Below are 19,568 nucleotides of genomic sequence, written 5' to 3' on the forward strand. Positions count from 1 at the left end.
GAGCTTATTAATTGAATTTTATACCTTTGCTTTTCAAATTCTTACGATAAAAGATATCAATGATTGCTAAATTGAAAATTGTAATGGGGATTTGTGCTAGTGTATTTCTCTTGACATCATGTCCAAGTGGAATCAAATCTGGCGTAAAACCTAGCAGTGTAAATATCGGTTCAAAATCCTCTGCCACAGGCATTTCCTACAACCAAAAGGGTGGATTTCAAGTAGACAAAAAATTCAGTGGTCAATTAACAGGCCCTAATTTGGTGTTTATTGAAGGTGGCCGTTTCACGATGGGTTCTTTAGAAGAGGACGTATTGGGGATGCATGACAACGTAGAAAGAACGGTATCTGTACAGTCTTTTTACATGGATGAAACAGAAATCGCCAACGTTCATTATTTAGAATATTTATATTCGGTTCAAAAAGACTCCACACAAGATTTTTACGAATCTGCTTTACCCGATACGACTGTTTGGAAAAACGATTTAGCATTTAATGATCCTTACGTGGAGCAATATTTGCGTTTTCCGGGCTTCCGTATGTATCCAGTAGTGGGTATTTCTTGGAAACAAGTTAATGATTACTGTGTATGGAGAACAGCCGCTGTCAATCAGCAATTGGCAGGTTCAGATAAAGTCAAAGAAAAGAAACCTAAAAAAGGAGCTGCTACTGCTGGTACTGCTGCTACAGCAGCCACGACAAGAACTAATACAACGGCTCGTTTAACCATTGAATCAGGTCGAGTTCTGCCTTCTTACCGCCTACCAACTGAAGCGGAATGGGAATATGCAGCTAAAGCCATGATTGGAACGCAGCAAGAAGATGAGAACCAAATCAACCAACGTATTTATCCTTGGGATGGACCATCGTTACGCCAGTCACAAGGAAAAGCAAGAGGAACCATGTTGGCTAACTTCAAACGTGGACGTGGTGACTATGCTGGTATCGCTGGTAAATCCAATGACGGAGCTATTATCACAACTGAGGTATATAAATACCCTCCAAATGATTTTGGTTTATATCAAATGGCAGGTAACGTTAATGAGTGGGTGCAAGATTTATATCGTCCCCTTTCATTTCAAGACTTCAATGATTTAAACCCAATACGTAGAAACGAAAAATTAGATAAAGCGAGTCGCTATGACAGCAAAAATAATAATTCACTGATAGACAACAAGGTTCGCGTTTATAAAGGAGGATCATGGTCAGATGTAGCTTATTGGTTAGCACCAGGTACTCGTCGTTATTTGGATGAAGATTCTGCTACGGCTACCATTGGATTCCGTTGCGCTATGATTTCCGCGGGAACGAACAAATAATTTCTCTTTTACTGTAAAGCCGCCAGAGCTAAAAAAGACACTTGTCTAGCTCCAGCGGCTTTTATTTTTTGTCCAAATGCTAGCATCGTGGCTCCTGTGGTTAGGGTATCATCGACAATTAACACATGCTTCCCTTGAAAAAGTGATGGATCCGATACTTGAAATACGTCTTCCAATCCACTAAAACGCTCTTGTCGATTTTGATGAATCAAAGTTTGACTATTCTTGATTCTTTCTACCCCAGTCATTAAGATAGGAATGTGCGTACTTAAGGATATTCCTTCAGCGATGCAAAGCGCTTGATTGTAACCTCGTTGATGAGTTCTTTGTTGATGCATGGGAATTGGAAGGATAAGCTCGTAGGCTGAAGGCCAATTGTACTTATTTAATTCCGAGCCACACCAAATCCCTAGAAATTGACCTAAATCTTGGGCTCCTTTGTATTTAATTTGATGCATGAGGTGCTGAACACGCCCACCTTCAGAAAATAAAAAGAAACAATGTACATCCTGATAATCCATCCATCCGTCAAATTTCAGACGAAGCCAATTCGGCTTTGAAAGGAATAAACCTGGCCTTGGAAGCTCTAATCGACACTGAGTACAGAGTAATTTTTCTGATTCCAATAGGGTCTTGGAACACGCAAAACAAACTTCCGGATAAAGCAATTGTAAAATGCGCTTAAACATTTGAAAAAAGTTTTGTATTTAATTAAGATTCAGTAATTTTGCACCCCTAAATAAGAACCTAAAGTTTACATCCTAAAACCATGTTGCTCAAGTTCTTGATAATCTTAGAGAAGAGTAAAAACACTTATATCATAATTAACCTTTAAAAATGGCACGCGATTTAAAATTCACTAGAAACATCGGTATTGCTGCGCACATTGACGCTGGTAAAACCACCACGACGGAACGTATCCTGTATTACGCAGGTGTGAGTCACAAAATTGGTGAGGTTCACGATGGTGCGGCAACCATGGACTGGATGGAGCAAGAGCAGGAGCGTGGAATCACGATTACTTCTGCTGCAACGACTGTAAGCTGGAAATACCGTAACGAAGATTACCATGTTAACATCATTGATACACCAGGTCACGTTGACTTTACTGTTGAGGTAAACCGTTCCCTACGTGTGTTAGATGGTCTAGTTTTCTTATTTTCAGCGGTGGATGGTGTTGAGCCACAATCAGAAACTAACTGGCGTTTAGCTGATAATTATAACGTGGCTCGTATTGGTTTCGTTAACAAAATGGATCGTTCTGGTGCAGATTTCTTAAACGTGTGTAAGCAAGTGAAAGAAATGTTAGGTAGCTACGCAGTACCATTGCAATTGCCAATCGGTGCTGAAGAGCATTTTGAAGGAGTAGTTGACTTGGTTAACTTCCGTGGTATCAAGTGGAACGAAGCTGATAAAGGAATGACATTCACTGAGGTGCCTATCCCAGATGATATGTTAGAAGAAGCGACAGAATACCGTGAGAAATTATTAGAAGCAGTGGCTGAGTTTGATGAGACTTTGATGGAGAAATACTTCGAAGATCCTAACTCCATCACGGAAGATGAAATTTTAGCTGCCTTACGTGCTGCTACCATTTCTATGAAAATAGTTCCCATGCTTTGTGGTTCTTCTTTCAAAAACAAAGGAGTTCAAACCATGTTAGATTACGTGATGGCTATTTTGCCTTCACCAATGGATAAAGAAGGTGTAAAAGGAACTGATCCAAATACAGGTTTAGAGATCCTAAGAAAACCATCTGAATCAGAGCCATTTGCTGCTTTAGCATTTAAAATTGCTACGGATCCTTACGTGGGTCGTTTATGCTTTATCCGTGCTTATTCAGGTGGATTGGATTCAGGTTCTTATGTTTTGAACAACCGTTCAGGAAATAAAGAGCGTATCTCTCGTATCTTCCAAATGCACGCTAACAAGCAAAACTCCATTGAGCGTTTAGGAGCTGGAGATATTGGTGCGGTAGTTGGATTTAAAGACATCAAAACTGGTGATACATTATCTGACGAAAAACACCCAATCGTTTTAGAAGCAATGGATTTCCCTGAGCCAGTAATTGGTTACGCTATTGAGCCTAAGAAAACAGCTGATGCTGATAACTTCTCAAAAGCCATCACTAAATTGATTGAAGAAGATCCAACCTTACAAGTAGAATCAAACGAAGAGACGGGTCAAACCATCATCAAAGGAATGGGTGAGCTTCACTTAGAGATCATCATTGACCGTATGCGTCGTGAGTTCAAAGTAGAAGTAAACCAAGGTGCACCTCAAGTTGCTTACAAAGAGTCTTTAACTAAGACAACTGAGCACCGTGAGGTTTACAAAAAACAATCAGGTGGTCGTGGTAAATTTGCAGATATCGTATTTGAAATCGGACCAAGAGAAGATGACAAACCAGGTTTAGAATTTGTGAACAATATCGTAGGTGGTGTAATTCCTCGTGAATTTATCCCTGCAGTTCAAAAAGGTTTCGATGAGGCTATGAAAACAGGCGCTTTAGCGGGTTATCCAATGGATTCCATGAGAGTACGTTTGTTCCACGGTTCTTACCATGATGTCGATTCAGATTCATTATCATTTGAATTAGCCGCTCGTATGGGTTATAAAGAAGCCGCAAAAAGTGCAGGTGCTAAATTAATGGAACCTATCATGGCTGTTGACGTAGTTACTCCAGATGAGTATACTGGACCTATCACAGGTGACTTAAACCGTCGTCGTGGTATCATGAAAGGCATGGATTCTCGTCAAGGTGCTGTTATCTTAAAAGCTGATGTGCCTTTATCTGAATTATTCGGATATGTAACGGATTTACGTACGATGTCTTCTGGACGTGCTACTGCATCATTAACTTTCTCTCACTATGAATTTGTTCCGCAAAACATTGCAGACGAAGTCGTTAAGAAAGCGAAGGGATTGTAATATCCAAGCAATATAATAATAGAAAGCCCTCGATTTTCGAGGGCTTTTTTATGGACTAAACTTAAACTAAACTGCCTCAAATAGGTATATTTAGGTTAAAAAATTTCTAATGACAACGAGTAAAGCTGAAATAGTAGCTTTCCATTCCACACAAGAATGGCGAGAGTGGCTTGAAAAAAACCATTTGCATACCCCAGGCATTTGTCTTCAAATCTCCAAATTAAAAGCTCCAGAGCTAACCATTTCTTATAAGGAAGCATTAGATGAAGCCCTCTGTTTTGGTTGGATAGACAGCCAAAAATTTCCCTTAAATGAGCATTATTGGTTACAAAAATTTAGTCCTAGAAAGCCCAAAAGTATCTGGTCCAAAATCAATATTCAACACATCGAGCGATTGACCCAAGCTGGAAAAATGATGCCTGCCGGCTTAAAAACTGTACAAGCAGCCAAAGACGATGGGAGATGGGATCAGGCTTATGCTGCTCAAAGCGACATGGTGATTCCCGAAGATTTCCTTCATGAATTAAAAAAGAACAAACTTGCTGAACTCTTTTTCCAATCCCTTAACCGTTCAAATTTATTTGCCATCTATTTCAGACTTCAATCGGCAAAAAAACCAGAAACTAGAAAAAAACGAATGGAGCAAATCCTTGAAAAACTTTCTCGTGGCGAAAAATTTCACTAAATCATCCAACGCTGTCAAGGTTTTAAACCTTGACAGCGTTAGTCAAAACTAACGCAATTTCCCCTATTCCCCCTGAAAAAAACTGATAATTCATCAAGCTTTAAACAAAATATCGTTTAAGCGATTGAATGGGTTTCTCAAACACGTGATACGAGATAAAGCTGAATGTAAACAAAACTACTATACCGTATATATGGAATGGATCATGAATCGAAATATGAAGTCGATTCATCAGTTGATAAAATAAATCAGGGATCAGCATATGGTATAAATACAAGCCATAACTAACCTTTCCTATTTCTCTCAAGAGTCGTGTGGATAATACCTGAGCCAAGAATCCCGATTTCAATGCGGCTAAAATTAATCCAGCTGAAAGTATGGATGTAAAAGTTCTAAAAAACAACTGCTTTCCAAGATTCATGTCGGACATCAACAACGTAGTAATTAAAAATCCGAGCATAGCTAAGGGAATAAGCCATTTGGTGAATGTCCTTACTTGTTCTTCTCTCCCCTCTCGAATATAATAGGCTAATAAGCCCCCCCAAGCAAATGTATCTACACAAGTAATCATATAGACTCCAATGCCTGCATATTGATGAATCAAAACAAACCTAGCAACTAATCCCAATAAAGTAGTAGCCCATAAAAGTGACAAAAGGCTCTTCTTTGTACTTATTCCCAAAATGAGAATAGGCCAAATGATGTAAAATTGCTCTTCGACAGAAAGTGACCAATAGGGGGAAAGCATGTCGGACCAATTTTGACTTTGTTCTAACCAATGATTATACAAATAAGACCAATAATAGCCTGGGTGACCATAAAAGTCGCTGACAATTTGGATGCCGAATGATTTTAAAACGAGCAAGGATGTCAATACGGCATAATATATAGGAAATATGCGTAAAGCTCTTCGAGCCACAAAATTACCAAATGACTTAGCGAATGACTGGCTGTCTCTTTGGCCCAACAAAATCGAAGTAATTAAATATCCACTTAATACAAAAAATAAGGTAACGCCCACTGGACCATTGGGAATAGTATTTATCCAATGATTCGTGGGAAACCAATGAAAAATCAATACTAATAATATAGCTATGGCTCGAATGCCATCCAATGCAGGTATGTATTTCATCACGTAAATCTACAGCTAACAAAGCTAAAACATATTAATCAATAAACCTCTTATCCTTCATAGAGCTACTTTATCCATGATGCGTATCTTTTGTAGAAAAGTGAAACTTCTTTCAGGTATTGGATGTATTTTTAAGATATTTTATTCCTGAGATTATGACCAAAATTATTGAAACAAGAAATATTTCCAAACGTTATGTGATGGGAGAAGAGGTAATTGATGCCTTAAAAAACATTAGTATTTCAGTGGATAAAGGTGAATATGTAGCATTTATGGGCCCTTCGGGTTCTGGTAAGTCTACCTTAATGAACATTGTTGGTTGCTTGGATACCCCAAGTACGGGCAAATACATCTTGAATGGTCACGACGTCAGCGAAATGTCAGAGAATGAATTAGCTGCTGTTCGTAATAAAGAAATCGGATTCGTATTTCAAACGTTCAACTTATTACCCCGACAGTCTGCTTTAGATAACGTGGCACTTCCTTTGATATATGCAGGCTATTCCAAAAATGAAAGAAACGAAATTGCCATGGAAACCCTTAGAGGAGTAGGGCTTGACAATCGGGCTAGCCATAAACCTAATGAGTTATCTGGAGGACAAAGACAACGTGTAGCCATAGCCAGAGCCTTGGTCAATGATCCCTCTATTTTGCTTGCTGATGAGCCTACAGGAAATTTAGATACCAAAACTTCCTATGAAATTATGGATCTTTTTGATCAACTGCACAAAAAGGGAAACACCATTGTGATGGTAACCCACGAGGATGACATTGCTCAATATGCCCACCGAATTATCCGTTTAAGAGATGGACTTATCGAGTCTGATACCATCAATCAAAACGTAAGAAAAGTAATCAAGTAATTTATTCACGATAAACACTAAGCCCTAAAATTAGAATGATCTCTAATTTTAGGGCCTTTTTTTGATCTATATCAAGTATTTTTCTTGAGAAAGCGCAAGAAATTAAATTCCAGAACAGCTTTATATCCTACATAATTGGCTATCCACCAATGGATTTATATCTTTGGAACGTTCTAAATGTATACACCCCTTGAAGATTTCAAATTCTTCATTTCTGAATCTCATTTTAATTTGTTGCAAATCTAACCAGATTTCCAAAGTAAAAGAGTATGTCCGCATTTATATCACTCTAATCATCTTATACTATACCCTTTTTATATGACCACTTTAGCTAGCTTAGAAGCTTACCTTAAAACCTTTAATTTAATGAGCCCTTCAGAGACGAAGCAACTTGCGGGATATTTTAAACCCGCCGTCTTTCAAAAGAATCAAATCATCATTGCTGAAGGAGAAATCAATAGCAAATTTTATTTTTTAGCCTCGGGACTTTTGAGAGAATACTCGTGGGTTGACCAATTAGATATGCCCGAACCCATTTCCAGATGGTTCACCTTGCCTGGTAAATTTGGCATCTCAGCTGAAAGTTTCTTCCATGAAAGGCCAAGTGAAATCACCCTTGACGCACTTAAAAAATCCGAGGTATTCTACATGGAAAAAGAGGATTTAGAAAGGGCATATATTGAGATTCCCCATTCAAATACAATTTGTAGAATCATATTACAAGAAACACTCGTTCAACACGAACGTATTACCTCCTTCCTACATATCAGAAATACCCAAATAAGGTATGAAGCATTTCGCAAATCATTCAAGGATATGGATGAGCAAGTTCCTGATAAATATAAAGCCTCTTTCCTTAATATGAGCCCTTCAGAACTAAGCCGAGTGAGGCGAAAAATCATGGAAAATGGGTCACTAATCGATTAATCTTGCGTTTTCTCAACTTTATTTATTGATTTTTCGCAAGAATATTTCATGCAATATTTCTCAACTTTGTAATGTGATAATCGAGAAGAATCTTCCACCATTTCTGGAAGATTTGATCATTATCGGTTAAAAAGAGAAAAATATTACAATCTGTGTTCTAAATCTAAACGTTAAAATATGGAAGTCCAATCGACCACATTTTTAACCATTTTCGAATCTAATATGTATTTATATGTTTCGAAAATAATTTGTTACTTAATCTCTCTTATTAACCACCTAATCACTAATAATTTATAAAACAAAAGAGGAGCCTAAAAACTCCTCTCTTGTGAAATTCGCTGCAATAATCTACTTCTCTTTCAAATTCACATCTAACCACTAGTACCCTAAAACAAAAGAGCTGCCCTTTCGAGCAGCTCTTTCTATTTCAAAGAAATCAAACCTCTTATTTTTTCTTCTCTTTAACACGAGCAGCTTTACCTTGCTTTCCTCTCATGTAATATAAACGAGCTCTACGTACTTTACCACGACGTAATACTTCAATTTTGTCAATGTTTGGAGACAAGATTGGGAATATACGCTCAACACCAATTCCATTAGAAATCTTACGAACCGTGAATGACTCACCAGCACCCGAATTCTTACGCTGAATTACCAATCCTTGAAAAACCTGGATACGCTCCTTATTACCCTCACGAATCTTCACGTGAACATTAATGGTATCTCCTGCTGCAAATTCAGGATGATCTGCTCTACGAGCTGCATTTTCTGCTTCAACTAATTTAATTAAATCACTCATCTTAATTTATTTGTTCAAACTTTGGTGATTATCAGTGCTTAGCGGTCCAATCGTACTTAAGCCTCACTGATTTGGGTTGCAAAGATAGAAAAAATATTTTTTCTAAAAAACTGTTAGTCAAAAAATTGTGAATTATTTAAGGCCTTTAATCCCTCGAACAAAAGCAACAATATCCTCCTGTAAATGACTTGAATGGGCCAACAACTTCACAAAGGCACTTCCAATAATTGCCCCTGATGCTGAAGCCGAAGCTTTCAAAAAGCTTTCACGATCTGATATTCCAAAGCCAATCAATCTTGGATTTTTCAAGTTCATTTCATTGATTCTTTCAAAATAAACCTCTTGTTCTGAACTAATCCCTGTTTTAGCACCAGTGGTACTGGCCGAAGAAACCATATAAATAAAGCCTTGACTCACCGAATCAATTCGACGAATGCGCTCATCGGTGGTTTGAGGTGTAATCAAAAAAATGTTAAATAAACCATATCGCTCAAAAATCGCTTGATATTCCGATTCATATTCTGCCATGGGCAAATCCGGCAAAATCAAGCCATCAATACCTACTTCTTGGCATTTTTGACAAAATTTTTCCACCCCAAACTGTAAAACAGGGTTGATATATCCCATCAACAATACGGGAACCTGAACTTTGGATCTCAAATCTTTCAATTGCTCAAACAACAAAGCCACGGTCATTCCTTGATCTAAGGATACTTGGTTCGACTGCTGAATGGTTTCACCGTCTGCCACAGGATCAGAATAAGGCATTCCAATCTCTATAATATCGACGCCTCCTTCTTGAAGTGCCTCCAATACCGTCATCGTATCACCCAATTGGGGATAACCTGCCGTAGCATACACATTTAATATAGGGCCTTTCGCCGATTCAAAAACTGCTGAAATTCGATTCATCTAAACTAAATTTAATCTTTGTTGGTAAGTAGCCAAATCCTTATCCCCTCTTCCTGACAAATTAATAACCACTATTTCAGTAGGTTTGGCCTGTAATTTAGGTAATACCGCTAAGGCATGGGCTGACTCTAAAGCGGGAATAATTCCTTCTAATTGACTTAACTCCAAAGCCGACACCAAAGCTTCCTCATCTGTAATATCGTAAAAATGAGCGCGCCCTGTCTTAAATAGATGAGCGTGCATTGGGCCAATTCCCGGGTAATCCAATCCTGCTGAAATAGAATACGGTTCTATCACTTGCCCATCTTCTGTTTGCATTAATAAACTCTTACTACCATGCAATACACCCGACTTACCTAAGAATGTCGTAGCTGCAGAATGTCCCGTATTTATCCCCTGTCCTGCTGCCTCCGCCGCCACCAATTGGGTCCTTGCTTCATCTAAATAATGATAAAAAGCTCCCGCTGCATTTGATCCTCCTCCAACACAAGCCAAGACATAGTCGGGATAATTTCTCCCTACTTTTTCCAACAATTGAGCCTTTATTTCCTCCGATATCACGGATTGAAATCTGGCTACCATATCTGGATAAGGATGAGGCCCCACCACTGAACCAATGATGTAATGCGTATCAACTGGATGATTAATCCAATGGCGCATAGCCTCATTAGTGGCATCTTTCAAGGTCTTAGACCCTGACTCTGCCGCGACAACCTGCGCACCTAACATCCTCATTCTCGCCACATTAGGAGCCTGTCGCTCTATGTCGATAGCCCCCATATAAACAATACACTCTAAGCCCATCAAGGCACAAACCGTGGCAGTAGCTACACCATGCTGACCCGCACCCGTTTCTGCTACAATCTTATTTTTACCTAATTTCTTAGCTACTAAAATCTGCCCAATGGTATTGTTGACCTTATGAGCGCCAGTATGACAAAGATCTTCCCGTTTTAAATATATCTGAGTTTGGTATTTCTCTGATAATCTTTTTGCCTCAAACAAGGGTGTAGGTCTTCCTACAAAATCCTTCAATAAAGCATGAAATTCTTGTTGAAAAGTCGGATCATGTATAATTTCAAGGTAATGTGTTCTAAGCTCTTCCACATTAGGATAAAGCATCTCGGGAATAAAGGCCCCGCCAAATTCTCCATAATAACCTTTGTCGTCTACTTGGTAAGTAAGTGCCATAACGCTAATTTTCTGCTAATATTTCCGAAATTTCCTGTACTTCTCGTACATCTTTCAACCCTGCTTTGATCTCCACTTTGCTGTTAAAATCAAGCGCATGAATTGGATATTTTTTACTTAATTCCATTGCTTCCTTTACATTCTCCTTACTTAAACCGCCTGCTAAAAGAAAAGGTTTTCCAGCTGCATATGCGGCTAATATATCCCAATCAAATCGCTGCCCTGTTCCACCTGTTTGCTTTCCTTGTTTGGTATCAAATAAATAGAAATCAGGCGCTTCACTCAAGCCTACCACATCCTGTTTATCTGCCACCGATATGGCTTTTATCACAGTTAAACCTGCATTTTTTAATGCCAAAATCTCATCTTCTTTTTCCTCGCCATGTAGCTGAACCCAAGTAAAACCTGCCCTTTGAGATAATTCAATAATACCAGCAACCTCACGATTAACAAATACCCCAACTGGAATGGTTTTACCTAAAACTTCCTTGGGAATCACAAAATCTTCTCCTACGTATCGAGGTGAAGCTTCTGCCCAAATAAATCCCATATAATCTGGATTCGCTTTGGCCACTTCTTGGATATTATCCATGTCTCGCATGCCACAAACCTTCCATTTCATCTTATCCTTGATTTAAAAAATCCAATAAGGCCTTTCCGGGAGCATCTGTTTTCATAAAACTTTCTCCAATCAAAAAGCCTTTATAGCCATATCCTCTTAATTCTTGAATGATGCTAGGCCCCGAAATACAACTTTCAGACACCTTTATACAAGTAGCTGGAATTTTTTCTGCCAAACGCATGGACGCCTCGACATTCTGCTCCGCGAAATTTTTCAAATTACGGTTATTCACTCCTACCACAGAAATATAATCCCCCAAACTTCGATTTAACTCTTCCTCATCATGTACCTCTAACAAAGTTTCCATGCCTAAGGATCGAGCCAATGTTCCTAATTGCTTAATTTCCTGAGGACTCAATGCTGCGGCTATCAACAAAATCACATCCGCTCCCATCGCCTTTGCCTCCACAATTTGGTATTCATCTACCATAAAATCTTTGCGCAGCATGGGCGTATGGGGATTAGCCCGACGAGCCTCATCAAAATCTTGGTCCGTTCCTCCAAAAAATGGGGTATCGGTTAATACAGACAAACATGCAGCACCAGCAGCAGCATAGGCTTGGGTCACTTCTTCTACAGTTAAACGATTATTGATCACTCCTTTTGAAGGCGATTTTCGCTTAAATTCAGCAATAATTCCCGTTGACGCAGGCTGCGTTAAAGACATCGATAAGGAATGGCAATTCCGCGCAAAAAATCCCGTTTTCTCCAATGCATTCATGGAAATGTGTGATTTCCTTTCCGCAACTTCCTTCCTTTTGGAATCTAAAATTGTAGCTAAAATACTCATCTTAATCCATGATAAATTTCTTGAAAACTTGAAATGCTCTACCGCTTTCCAAAGATTCCTTGGCCATCAAATAAGCATCCGACATATTATTTACCTTTTCCGCTACGAGTAATGCCGCTCCCGCATTGGCCAAGACGACTTGGGTTTGAGCAGGCGTCCCTTGTCTTTGTAAAATCTTATATAACATATCTGCCGACTGCTCTACATTAATGCCTCCACTTAAATCCTCAGATTGAACCGTTTCACATCCAAAATCACTTGGTAAATATCGTTTTTCTCCTTCCTTCGTCGTCAATAAAAATGAACTCGTTAATGAAATTTCATCATATCCATCTTCACCAAAAACGATTCCAAATTTCTTACTTCCAGATGTATAAAATTGCACAAACAAGTCATAAACGTCTTTGGCATAAACCCCAGTTAATTGCTTAGTAACTAAAGCCGGGTTCATCAAAGGCCCCAACAAGTTGAAAAAAGTTTTCATTCCCAATTCCTTACGAATAGGTCCAACATGGCGCATCGCAGGATGAAACAATGGCGCATGTAAAAAACAAATGCCTGACGAATCCATTTTACGCTTTAAATAGCTGGGGTCATTACTGAACTTCACACCCAAAAATTCCAATACAGTAGAAGAACCAACAGCTGATGAAACTCCGTGATTTCCATGCTTGGCAATCTTTTGTCCTGCGCCCACCACAACAAAAGAGGAGGTGGTACTTACATTAAAGGTATCTTTCCCGTCGCCACCCGTACCACAGACATCCATGGCATCAAATTCAGTTAAGTCAATGGTCACCGCCAATTCCATCATGGCAGAGACAAAGCCCTTTAATTCTTGAACTTGAATGGGTGTATACCAATAACTCGCTAAAAATGCAGCAATTTGACTCGGATTAATTCCTCCTTGACCTACGCGCAACAATACGTCTTTAGCCTCTATCTCGGTTAAGGAATACCCTTGAACTCGTTTACTTAATATATTTTTCATGTTTTATTGAATCCAATTTTTAATCATTTGCAAGCCATGTTGCGTTAAATAAGCCTCTGGATGAAATTGTACGCCACGTACATCATATTTCTGATGAGCCTCTGCCATCACATATCCTTGATCATCCACTGCCGTAATTTTTAATTCAGAAGGCATGGTTTCAGGAATAACCGTCCATGAATGGTAGCGGCAAACTTCGAATCGAGCTGGAATTCCTTGAAATAATCTTTCTTTAGGATCCGTCACGACACACTCGGTAGTAACTCCGTGCAAAACCTCTCCCATATTTTGCAATTTCGAACCAAAAGATTCCGCTATGGCTTGATGTCCTAAACAAACACCTAAAATACGTTTTGTGGATGCATATTCCTTCAATAAATCTAGCATAATCCCTGCTTCTGAAGGAATCCCAGGACCTGGTGATAATAAGATATGGTCATATGCCTTCACTTCTTCTAAGGCTATTTTATCATTTCTAAATACATCCACCTCAGCTCCAATCTCTTTCAATAGGTATACCAAATTGTATACAAATGAATCATAATTATCTATTACTAATACTTTCATGGCTTCTTATGCTAAATTTTCAGCTACATCCAAGGCCTTTTTCAGCGCAGCTAATTTGTTATGTATCTCTTGCATTTCACTGGCTACTATGGACTTAGCCACGACACCCATCCCTGCTTGATAAAATAAGGTATTCCCTTTACTCAAAAAGGTACGAATAGCGATGGCATGATTAAAATTGCCTTCAAAATCCATAAAACCGATGGCTCCTCCGTAAATATGGCGGTTCGTCGGTTCCAAACGATTGATAATCGTCATGGCATTGTGCTTAGGAGCCCCACTTAAAGTCCCTGCTGGAAACGTATCTGCTACCATTTGCAAAGGATTAACTCCTTTTTGTAAGGTACCTGTCACCTTTGACACTAAATGTATCACATGAGAAAAGAACTGCACTTCTTTAAAGGTCTCTACCTTCACATTATCAGCACTCCTACTTAAATCATTTCTTGCCAAATCCACCAACATCACATGTTCGGCTGATTCTTTAGGGTCAGCAATCAATGCTTGAGCTAATTCTGCGTCTCGTGCATCATCTCCCGTCCGACGAAATGTTCCAGCAATTGGGTGAATTTCTGCCAAATCATGATCTATTTTGATTTGTTTTTCTGGCGAAGCGCCAAAAATGCGGTATTGTTCGTAATCAAAAAAGAATAAATAGGGAGATGGGTTAACTGAGCGTAAGGCTCGATAAACCTGAAAATCATCCCCTGAAAAATTTTGACTAAACCTTCTGGAAGGCACAATTTGAAATACATCCCCACGCAAGCAATGCTTAATGCAAGTCTTTACAATCTCTTCCGTTTGAGCTTCAGTAAGATTACTTTGTTCATCACCTACTCGCTTAAATGCCTCCAAGGTATAATGCGGCATGTCTAAATGATAGGCCACCGCCTCTAAATTGGGGGTTTCTCCTTCTAAATAACTGTGGGCATACCAAGTCATCTGGTTATTGAAATGATTCAATGCTACCACATACCGATACACATTATATCGAATGGAAGGTATGGCTGTCTCTGGGTTTTTATCTTGTATTTGAATATCTTCAAAATACGTGACGGCATCATAACTGATGTGACCAAAAAGGCCATTGGCCATGGGAGAATCACCTACTTCCTTTTGATACGCAAAACGTGAAGAAAAATCTTGTAATACCTTCACGGCATCTTTGGTATTTTCCAATTGGAAAGTTTCTATTGTTCCATCGGGAAAAGTCTGAGTGACAAGCTGCTGATCCAAAACAAAGCTAGCTACGGGATCAAAAGCGATATGAGAAAAACCATGTTCACGACCGTGGTAATCAGCACTTTCTAAAATAACAGAATTTTTATAATGTTTTCTGATTTTCAAGAAAATACCTATAGGCGTTAACGTATCTGCTAACAAGGTCTTCCTAGTGGTATGAATGGTAAATTTATTTGAACTGGACATGAGGCTATCGGCAAAATTAAAATAAAAAGGCTTACTGGGAACAGCAAGCCTTGAGTAAAACATATCATGTACACACAGCAAAACTGTTCAAAGGAATTTTAGCCTTGCCACCAGTTTTTGTTGTATGTCGTTTTAGTCATTTCTATAATAATTTGATGCAAATGTAATCTGAAATATGGTAAATCAAAATTTCAAGATAAAAAAACTAGGCTTTCCTTTCTACTAAATCCCACAAATTGCCGTATAAATCGGTAAATACCGCCACTTTTCCATATTCCTCAATACTCGCCTCTCGAATTATCTGAACTTCTTTTTGTAATAAATTATGGTAATCTCGATCAAAATCATCCGTGTGTAAAAACAAGAAAACTCGTCCGCCGGTTTGATTCCCAATACGGGTTTTTTGTTCTTCATTAGCTGCTTTAGCTAATAACAATTGACAGGAACCCTCTCCCACAGGTTTTACTATCACCCAGCGTTTCGAAGGACTCATGATGGTGTCCTCCACTAAATCAAAACCGAGCTTTTGCGTATAAAAAGCAATGGCTTCATCATAATCATCTACTACCAACGAAATTTGTGCAATCCTTTGATTCATTAGCTTAGTTTTCGTCTCTTCCAACGAAATTAAATGGAGATATTAATAACAATTCAGCTTTAATAGCATCTGAAACGGCTAATCCATGAATAAACTGTTGGAATACTGCTTGATCTATCTTACCATGATGACGAGTAAGCTCTTTTAGAGCTTCATAAGGTTTTGGATAAGATTCCCGGCGTAAAACTGTTTGTATGGCTTCCGCAATCACCACCCAATTTTCCTCTAAATCTTGATGTATTTTAGCTTCATTCAGCTCCAATTTTCCTAGCCCCCTTTGTAGCGAAGTTAAGGAAATAAGGATATGAGCTAATGGAGTTCCTACATTTCTTAGAACGGTAGAATCGGTCAAATCTCTTTGCAAGCGTGAAATAGGCAATTTAGCTGATAAAAATTCCAATAAAGCATTGGCAATAGCAAGGTTACCTTCCGCATTTTCAAAGTCAATGGGATTCACCTTGTGAGGCATGGCAGAAGAACCAATTTCACCAGCTTTGATCTTTTGCTTGAAATAGCCCATGGAAACATAGGACCAAACATCACGAGCCAAATCCACCAAGATGGTATTTAGGCGCTTTAATCCATCAAAATAAGCCGCTAAATTATCGTAATGTTCAATTTGAGTGGTGTATTTACTACGTTGTATTCCAAATTTATTTTCCAATAAATTAGCCCCGAAAGCTGGCCAATGAATCTTAGGAAATGCTACATGATGCGCATTAAAATTACCTGTTGCACCACCAAATTTCCCTGTAAAAGGCACTTGAGTTAAAAGATCCAATTGCCTTTCTAGGCGTTCAACAAATACTTGGATTTCTTTCCCCAAACGCGTTGGAGAAGCCGGCTGCCCATGGGTATGTGCCAACATAGGAATGTCCTTCCAATCGCTTGCTACTTGAGCCAATTGCTCTTTAACTCGTAAATAAGCAGGTAAAATAACGGCCCGATGGGCTTCCAAAATGGAAACAGGAATCGCGGTATTATTAATATCTTGAGAAGTTAAACCAAAGTGAATAAACTCCAAGTATTCGGTTAAGTCGCCAAATTGAGTAAAACTAGCAATCTGGTCTTTAATAAAGTATTCAACCGCCTTCACATCGTGATTGGTTTCTTTTTCTTTTTCTTTAATCCAAAGTGCGTCATGCTCTGAAAAATTTTGGTATAGAGCACGTAATGCAGGGATGGCTGCCGCAGGAAAACTTAGTAGTGGAGCCAAAGGAATTTCGCATAAAGCAATGAAATATTCGATTTCAACTCGAACACGGTATTGAATTAATCCAAATTCAGAAAAATAAGGAGATAAGACTTCCGTTTGTTTTCGGTAACGACCATCTACAGGAGAGATAGCACTTAAGCGATTTAATTCCATGGGATTTTTTGTAAAGCGTAAAGGTACAAAAATGTGCGTAAAACCTGATTATCCTAAAACAATTGGGCGCATGATTCCCCAAAAGAAATATAAATTGTAACTTGAAAACAAAAAACAGCATGTTAAGCCCTAGATACCTTTCCTTATTATTGGCCTTTGTGATTGCTGGGGTTTGTACCTCCTTCCTTTCTTTTTTACCCAACACAGACTTTACCATACTTTTTATTAGTTTCATTAGCTCCTTTATCTTTGGAAGTGCCGTCATTTATTTTGCCTTAGACAATCTAGTCTTTAAAGAAGTCAATAAATTATACGACCGTATCAAACAAATTAAAAAGAAGAATTTTTCTGTCATTCCGCGCAAACTATTAATAGAAAAAGAAAACCCCATCGAGTTGTTAAAGGAAGAGTTGAACTCCTATGTGACTACTAAAGAAGATGAAGTTAAGGAACTAAAGAAGGCTGCTAAATACCGACAGGAATTCTTAGCTGATGTTTCACACGAATTAAAAACACCCATTTTTGCAGCACAAGGATTTGTTCATACTTTATTGGACAATCCAGATGAAGAACCAGAAATTAGAAAACGATTTTTAGAAAAGGCCGCTAAAAGCTTGGATGGACTGGATATCCTAGTAAAAGATTTATTAACCGTATCTCAAATTGAAACAGGGGCCATCAAAATTGATAAAAGAGCCCTTGATTTAAAGCCTTTGGTCATAGAGATCTTTGAACAATTAGAAGCCAAAGCCAAATCAAAAAACGTCGAATTAAAGCTAATTGGTCACAATGGCCCCGTACTTGTAAAAGCTGACTATCAACGAATTAGTCAAGTATTGGTTAATTTAATTGATAATGGAATTAAATATGGCCACCAAGATGGTAAGGTAAGCGTCCATTTGGAAGAGAAGAAAAAAGCATTTTTAATTATGGTGAAGGATAATGGGCCAGGCATACCGGCAGAACACCTTCCTCGTTTATTTGAAAGATTTTATCGGGTAGATAAAAGTCGGGCAAAAATGAGCGGGGGATCTGGCTTAGGTTTATCGATTGTGAAACACATCATCCAAGCTCATAACAGTAAGATCGCCGTTTTCTCCAAAATAGATAAAGGAACGTCTTTTCAGTTCAAATTAGAAAAGGCCTAAAAATCTTAACGCTGTCAAGGTTTAGAACCTTGACAGCGTTGGCGGTTTAACAATTTTTTAGGCAATTTGGTTTCTCTTTTTTAACCAGTTACTTGATAATAAAAACAGCCCTAGGTTTTCACCTAAGGCCGCTTTAAATGGATATCATTTACTGCTTTTACATCGAACCTTCTTTCAATCGTTCCGCATTTTCAGCAATTCGTAATTGCTCAATAAATTCAGCTATTTCACCATCCATCACCACGGGTAAATTATACACCGTTAAACCGATACGGTGATCCGTTACACGACCCTGAGGATAATTATAGGTTCTGATTTTATCTGATCGATCACCTGAACCTACCATTGATTTTCTATTTCCAGCAATCTCGGCATTTCTTTTATCTAACTCAATCTCATATAACCTAGAACGTAACACCGTCATGGCCTTATCGAAGTTTTTAATTTGAGATCTTTCATCTTGGCATTGCACCACCAAACCTGAAGGTATGTGCGTTACACGTACGGCTGAATAGGTCGTATTTACCGACTGGCCACCTGCACCAGAAGAACAGAATGTGTCTTTACGAATATCATTCATATTAATCTGAACATCCACTTCATCAGCTTCTGGCATCACCGCTACTGTGGCAGCTGAAGTGTGAATTCTTCCTGCAGATTCCGTAGCAGGAACCCGCTGAACGCGATGAACTCCTGATTCAAACTTTAATTTGGCATAGACATCCTCTCCTTGAACGGAAACAATAATCTCTTTAAACCCTCCTGCTGTACCTTCCGTAAAATCCATAATTTGAAAAGCCCAACCCATCTTCTCCGCATACCGCTGATACATGCGGAACAAATCCCCTGCAAAAATTGACGCCTCATCCCCACCAGTTCCACCACGTATTTCCAGAATACAGTCTTTAGAATCATTCGGGTCTTTAGGAATTAACATTTCCTTCAACTCCTCTTGCTTTTCCTTTTCTTGTGGAACTAAAGTCTCCAATTCCGCTTTAGCCATATCTCTAAAATCCTCATCCTTTTCCGTAGCTATAACGTCTTTTGCTTCTTCAATGGATTTTAATAAATTTTGATAGGCCATATATTGATCTACAATCTTCTGTAAATCCTTGTATTCTTTACTTAAAGTTTTGAATTTCTTTAAATCAGAAACGATTTCAGGCATGGCAATTTGTTGCTCTACCTCTAAAAATCTTTCCCTAATAGCCTCCAGCTGCTCCAACATACTCGTATAATATTTTTAAAATTCCCCGCAAAGATAACAATTAAATTCATTGCCCTTTCTGCTTGGAT

At 38.6% G+C, this 19,568-nt stretch carries 19 protein-coding genes; 6 read left to right on the forward strand and 13 right to left on the reverse strand.

The window, feature by feature from the left end:
• The first annotated feature begins 59 nt into the window (after positions 1-59).
• The gene (gldJ, locus tag U0R11_RS02085; protein ID WP_269002714.1) at positions 60-1,319 is read left to right on the forward strand and encodes a gliding motility lipoprotein GldJ; all 1,260 of its coding nucleotides are present in this window, start codon (positions 60-62) and stop codon (positions 1,317-1,319) included.
• An 8-nt stretch (positions 1,320-1,327) separates the two neighbouring features.
• Here gldJ and U0R11_RS02090 read toward each other — a convergent pair whose 3' ends face one another.
• Positions 1,328-2,008: a ComF family protein gene (locus U0R11_RS02090; protein ID WP_406749572.1), complete on the reverse strand. Its 681-nt coding sequence runs from the start codon at positions 2,006-2,008 to the stop codon at positions 1,328-1,330.
• 148 nt (positions 2,009-2,156) lie between these two features.
• Between U0R11_RS02090 and fusA the strand changes: the two genes are divergently transcribed.
• Positions 2,157-4,250 carry an elongation factor G gene (gene fusA / locus U0R11_RS02095; protein ID WP_406749573.1) on the forward strand — a complete coding sequence of 698 codons (2,094 nt, stop codon included), beginning with the start codon at positions 2,157-2,159 and terminating at the stop codon, positions 4,248-4,250.
• A gap of 109 nt (positions 4,251-4,359) precedes the next feature.
• Positions 4,360-4,935 (forward strand): YdeI/OmpD-associated family protein, encoded by a 576-nt coding sequence (locus tag U0R11_RS02100; protein ID WP_406749574.1) that lies wholly within the window; start codon positions 4,360-4,362, stop codon positions 4,933-4,935.
• Positions 4,936-5,035: 100 nt separating this feature from the next.
• Here the strand turns inward: U0R11_RS02100 and U0R11_RS02105 are convergent, their stop codons facing one another.
• Positions 5,036-6,067 carry an acyltransferase family protein gene (locus U0R11_RS02105; protein WP_406749575.1) on the reverse strand — a complete coding sequence of 344 codons (1,032 nt, stop codon included), beginning with the start codon at positions 6,065-6,067 and terminating at the stop codon, positions 5,036-5,038.
• 155 nt (positions 6,068-6,222) lie between these two features.
• Here U0R11_RS02105 and U0R11_RS02110 point away from each other — a divergent pair, with 155 nt between their 5' ends.
• Complete coding sequence (locus U0R11_RS02110) at positions 6,223-6,930, forward strand: ABC transporter ATP-binding protein (protein WP_406749576.1); 708 nt, start codon at positions 6,223-6,225, stop codon at positions 6,928-6,930.
• A gap of 366 nt (positions 6,931-7,296) precedes the next feature.
• The gene (locus U0R11_RS02115; protein WP_406749577.1) at positions 7,297-7,857 is read left to right on the forward strand and encodes a Crp/Fnr family transcriptional regulator; all 561 of its coding nucleotides are present in this window, start codon (positions 7,297-7,299) and stop codon (positions 7,855-7,857) included.
• 445 nt (positions 7,858-8,302) lie between these two features.
• Here U0R11_RS02115 and rplS read toward each other — a convergent pair whose 3' ends face one another.
• The 10 genes from rplS to purB all read right to left on the reverse strand — a co-directional run bounded on the left by rplS (position 8,303) and on the right by purB (position 17,124).
• Complete coding sequence (rplS, locus tag U0R11_RS02120; protein ID WP_109322003.1) at positions 8,303-8,656, reverse strand: 50S ribosomal protein L19; 354 nt, start codon at positions 8,654-8,656, stop codon at positions 8,303-8,305.
• Positions 8,657-8,788: 132 nt separating this feature from the next.
• On the reverse strand, positions 8,789-9,568 hold the full coding sequence (trpA, locus tag U0R11_RS02125) for a tryptophan synthase subunit alpha (RefSeq protein WP_406749578.1): 780 nt from the start codon (positions 9,566-9,568) through the stop codon (positions 8,789-8,791).
• On the reverse strand, positions 9,569-10,759 hold the full coding sequence (gene trpB / locus U0R11_RS02130; protein WP_406749579.1) for a tryptophan synthase subunit beta: 1,191 nt from the start codon (positions 10,757-10,759) through the stop codon (positions 9,569-9,571). It abuts the gene before it with no gap.
• Positions 10,760-10,763: 4 nt separating this feature from the next.
• Positions 10,764-11,381 (reverse strand): phosphoribosylanthranilate isomerase, encoded by a 618-nt coding sequence (locus tag U0R11_RS02135; protein WP_406749580.1) that lies wholly within the window; start codon positions 11,379-11,381, stop codon positions 10,764-10,766.
• A 1-nt stretch (position 11,382) separates the two neighbouring features.
• On the reverse strand, positions 11,383-12,171 hold the full coding sequence (trpC, locus tag U0R11_RS02140) for an indole-3-glycerol phosphate synthase TrpC (protein ID WP_406749581.1): 789 nt from the start codon (positions 12,169-12,171) through the stop codon (positions 11,383-11,385).
• A 1-nt stretch (position 12,172) separates the two neighbouring features.
• Positions 12,173-13,162 carry an anthranilate phosphoribosyltransferase gene (gene trpD, locus U0R11_RS02145; protein WP_406749582.1) on the reverse strand — a complete coding sequence of 330 codons (990 nt, stop codon included), beginning with the start codon at positions 13,160-13,162 and terminating at the stop codon, positions 12,173-12,175.
• A 3-nt stretch (positions 13,163-13,165) separates the two neighbouring features.
• Positions 13,166-13,729 (reverse strand): anthranilate synthase component II, encoded by a 564-nt coding sequence (locus U0R11_RS02150; RefSeq protein WP_406749583.1) that lies wholly within the window; start codon positions 13,727-13,729, stop codon positions 13,166-13,168.
• Between the two features lie 6 nt (positions 13,730-13,735).
• Positions 13,736-15,157, reverse strand: coding sequence for an anthranilate synthase component I family protein (locus U0R11_RS02155; RefSeq protein WP_406749584.1), 1,422 nt, complete (start codon positions 15,155-15,157; stop codon positions 13,736-13,738).
• A gap of 205 nt (positions 15,158-15,362) precedes the next feature.
• A complete protein-coding gene (locus tag U0R11_RS02160; protein WP_406749585.1) occupies positions 15,363-15,755 on the reverse strand; it encodes a VOC family protein in 393 nt (130 codons plus the stop codon).
• 4 nt (positions 15,756-15,759) lie between these two features.
• Entirely contained in the window at positions 15,760-17,124 is a 1,365-nt protein-coding gene (gene purB / locus U0R11_RS02165; protein ID WP_406749586.1) for an adenylosuccinate lyase, read from the reverse strand.
• A 119-nt stretch (positions 17,125-17,243) separates the two neighbouring features.
• On the opposite strand from purB, the gene U0R11_RS02170 reads away from it, so the two are divergent.
• Complete coding sequence (locus U0R11_RS02170) at positions 17,244-18,272, forward strand: sensor histidine kinase (protein WP_406749587.1); 1,029 nt, start codon at positions 17,244-17,246, stop codon at positions 18,270-18,272.
• A gap of 157 nt (positions 18,273-18,429) precedes the next feature.
• Here the strand turns inward: U0R11_RS02170 and prfA are convergent, their stop codons facing one another.
• A complete protein-coding gene (gene prfA, locus U0R11_RS02175; protein ID WP_406749588.1) occupies positions 18,430-19,500 on the reverse strand; it encodes a peptide chain release factor 1 in 1,071 nt (356 codons plus the stop codon).
• Between the last annotated feature and the right edge of the window lie 68 nt (positions 19,501-19,568).

Source organism: Aquirufa salirivi (genome assembly GCF_045310485.1).
Classification (GTDB): domain Bacteria; phylum Bacteroidota; class Bacteroidia; order Cytophagales; family Spirosomataceae; genus Aquirufa; species Aquirufa salirivi.

Bases quoted from the DNA above. Each gene is read 5' to 3' on its own strand.
- U0R11_RS02135 (WP_406749580.1), bottom strand. From the start codon at position 11,381: ATGAAATGGAAGGTTTGTGGCATGCGAGACATGGATAATATCCAAGAA.
- U0R11_RS02110 (WP_406749576.1), top strand. From the start codon at position 6,223: ATGACCAAAATTATTGAAACAAGAAATATTTCCAAACGTTATGTGATG.
- U0R11_RS02090 (WP_406749572.1), bottom strand. From the start codon at position 2,008: ATGTTTAAGCGCATTTTACAATTGCTTTATCCGGAAGTTTGTTTTGCG.
- purB (WP_406749586.1), bottom strand. From the start codon at position 17,124: ATGGAATTAAATCGCTTAAGTGCTATCTCTCCTGTAGATGGTCGTTAC.
- U0R11_RS02160 (WP_406749585.1), bottom strand. From the start codon at position 15,755: ATGAATCAAAGGATTGCACAAATTTCGTTGGTAGTAGATGATTATGAT.
- trpC (WP_406749581.1), bottom strand. From the start codon at position 12,171: ATGAGTATTTTAGCTACAATTTTAGATTCCAAAAGGAAGGAAGTTGCG.
- U0R11_RS02170 (WP_406749587.1), top strand. From the start codon at position 17,244: ATGTTAAGCCCTAGATACCTTTCCTTATTATTGGCCTTTGTGATTGCT.
- U0R11_RS02150 (WP_406749583.1), bottom strand. From the start codon at position 13,729: ATGAAAGTATTAGTAATAGATAATTATGATTCATTTGTATACAATTTG.
- U0R11_RS02105 (WP_406749575.1), bottom strand. From the start codon at position 6,067: ATGAAATACATACCTGCATTGGATGGCATTCGAGCCATAGCTATATTA.
- U0R11_RS02115 (WP_406749577.1), top strand. From the start codon at position 7,297: ATGAGCCCTTCAGAGACGAAGCAACTTGCGGGATATTTTAAACCCGCC.
- prfA (WP_406749588.1), bottom strand. From the start codon at position 19,500: ATGTTGGAGCAGCTGGAGGCTATTAGGGAAAGATTTTTAGAGGTAGAG.
- trpB (WP_406749579.1), bottom strand. From the start codon at position 10,759: ATGGCACTTACTTACCAAGTAGACGACAAAGGTTATTATGGAGAATTT.
- U0R11_RS02155 (WP_406749584.1), bottom strand. From the start codon at position 15,157: ATGTCCAGTTCAAATAAATTTACCATTCATACCACTAGGAAGACCTTG.
- rplS (WP_109322003.1), bottom strand. From the start codon at position 8,656: ATGAGTGATTTAATTAAATTAGTTGAAGCAGAAAATGCAGCTCGTAGA.
- U0R11_RS02100 (WP_406749574.1), top strand. From the start codon at position 4,360: ATGACAACGAGTAAAGCTGAAATAGTAGCTTTCCATTCCACACAAGAA.
- gldJ (WP_269002714.1), top strand. From the start codon at position 60: ATGATTGCTAAATTGAAAATTGTAATGGGGATTTGTGCTAGTGTATTT.
- trpD (WP_406749582.1), bottom strand. From the start codon at position 13,162: ATGAAAAATATATTAAGTAAACGAGTTCAAGGGTATTCCTTAACCGAG.
- trpA (WP_406749578.1), bottom strand. From the start codon at position 9,568: ATGAATCGAATTTCAGCAGTTTTTGAATCGGCGAAAGGCCCTATATTA.
- fusA (WP_406749573.1), top strand. From the start codon at position 2,157: ATGGCACGCGATTTAAAATTCACTAGAAACATCGGTATTGCTGCGCAC.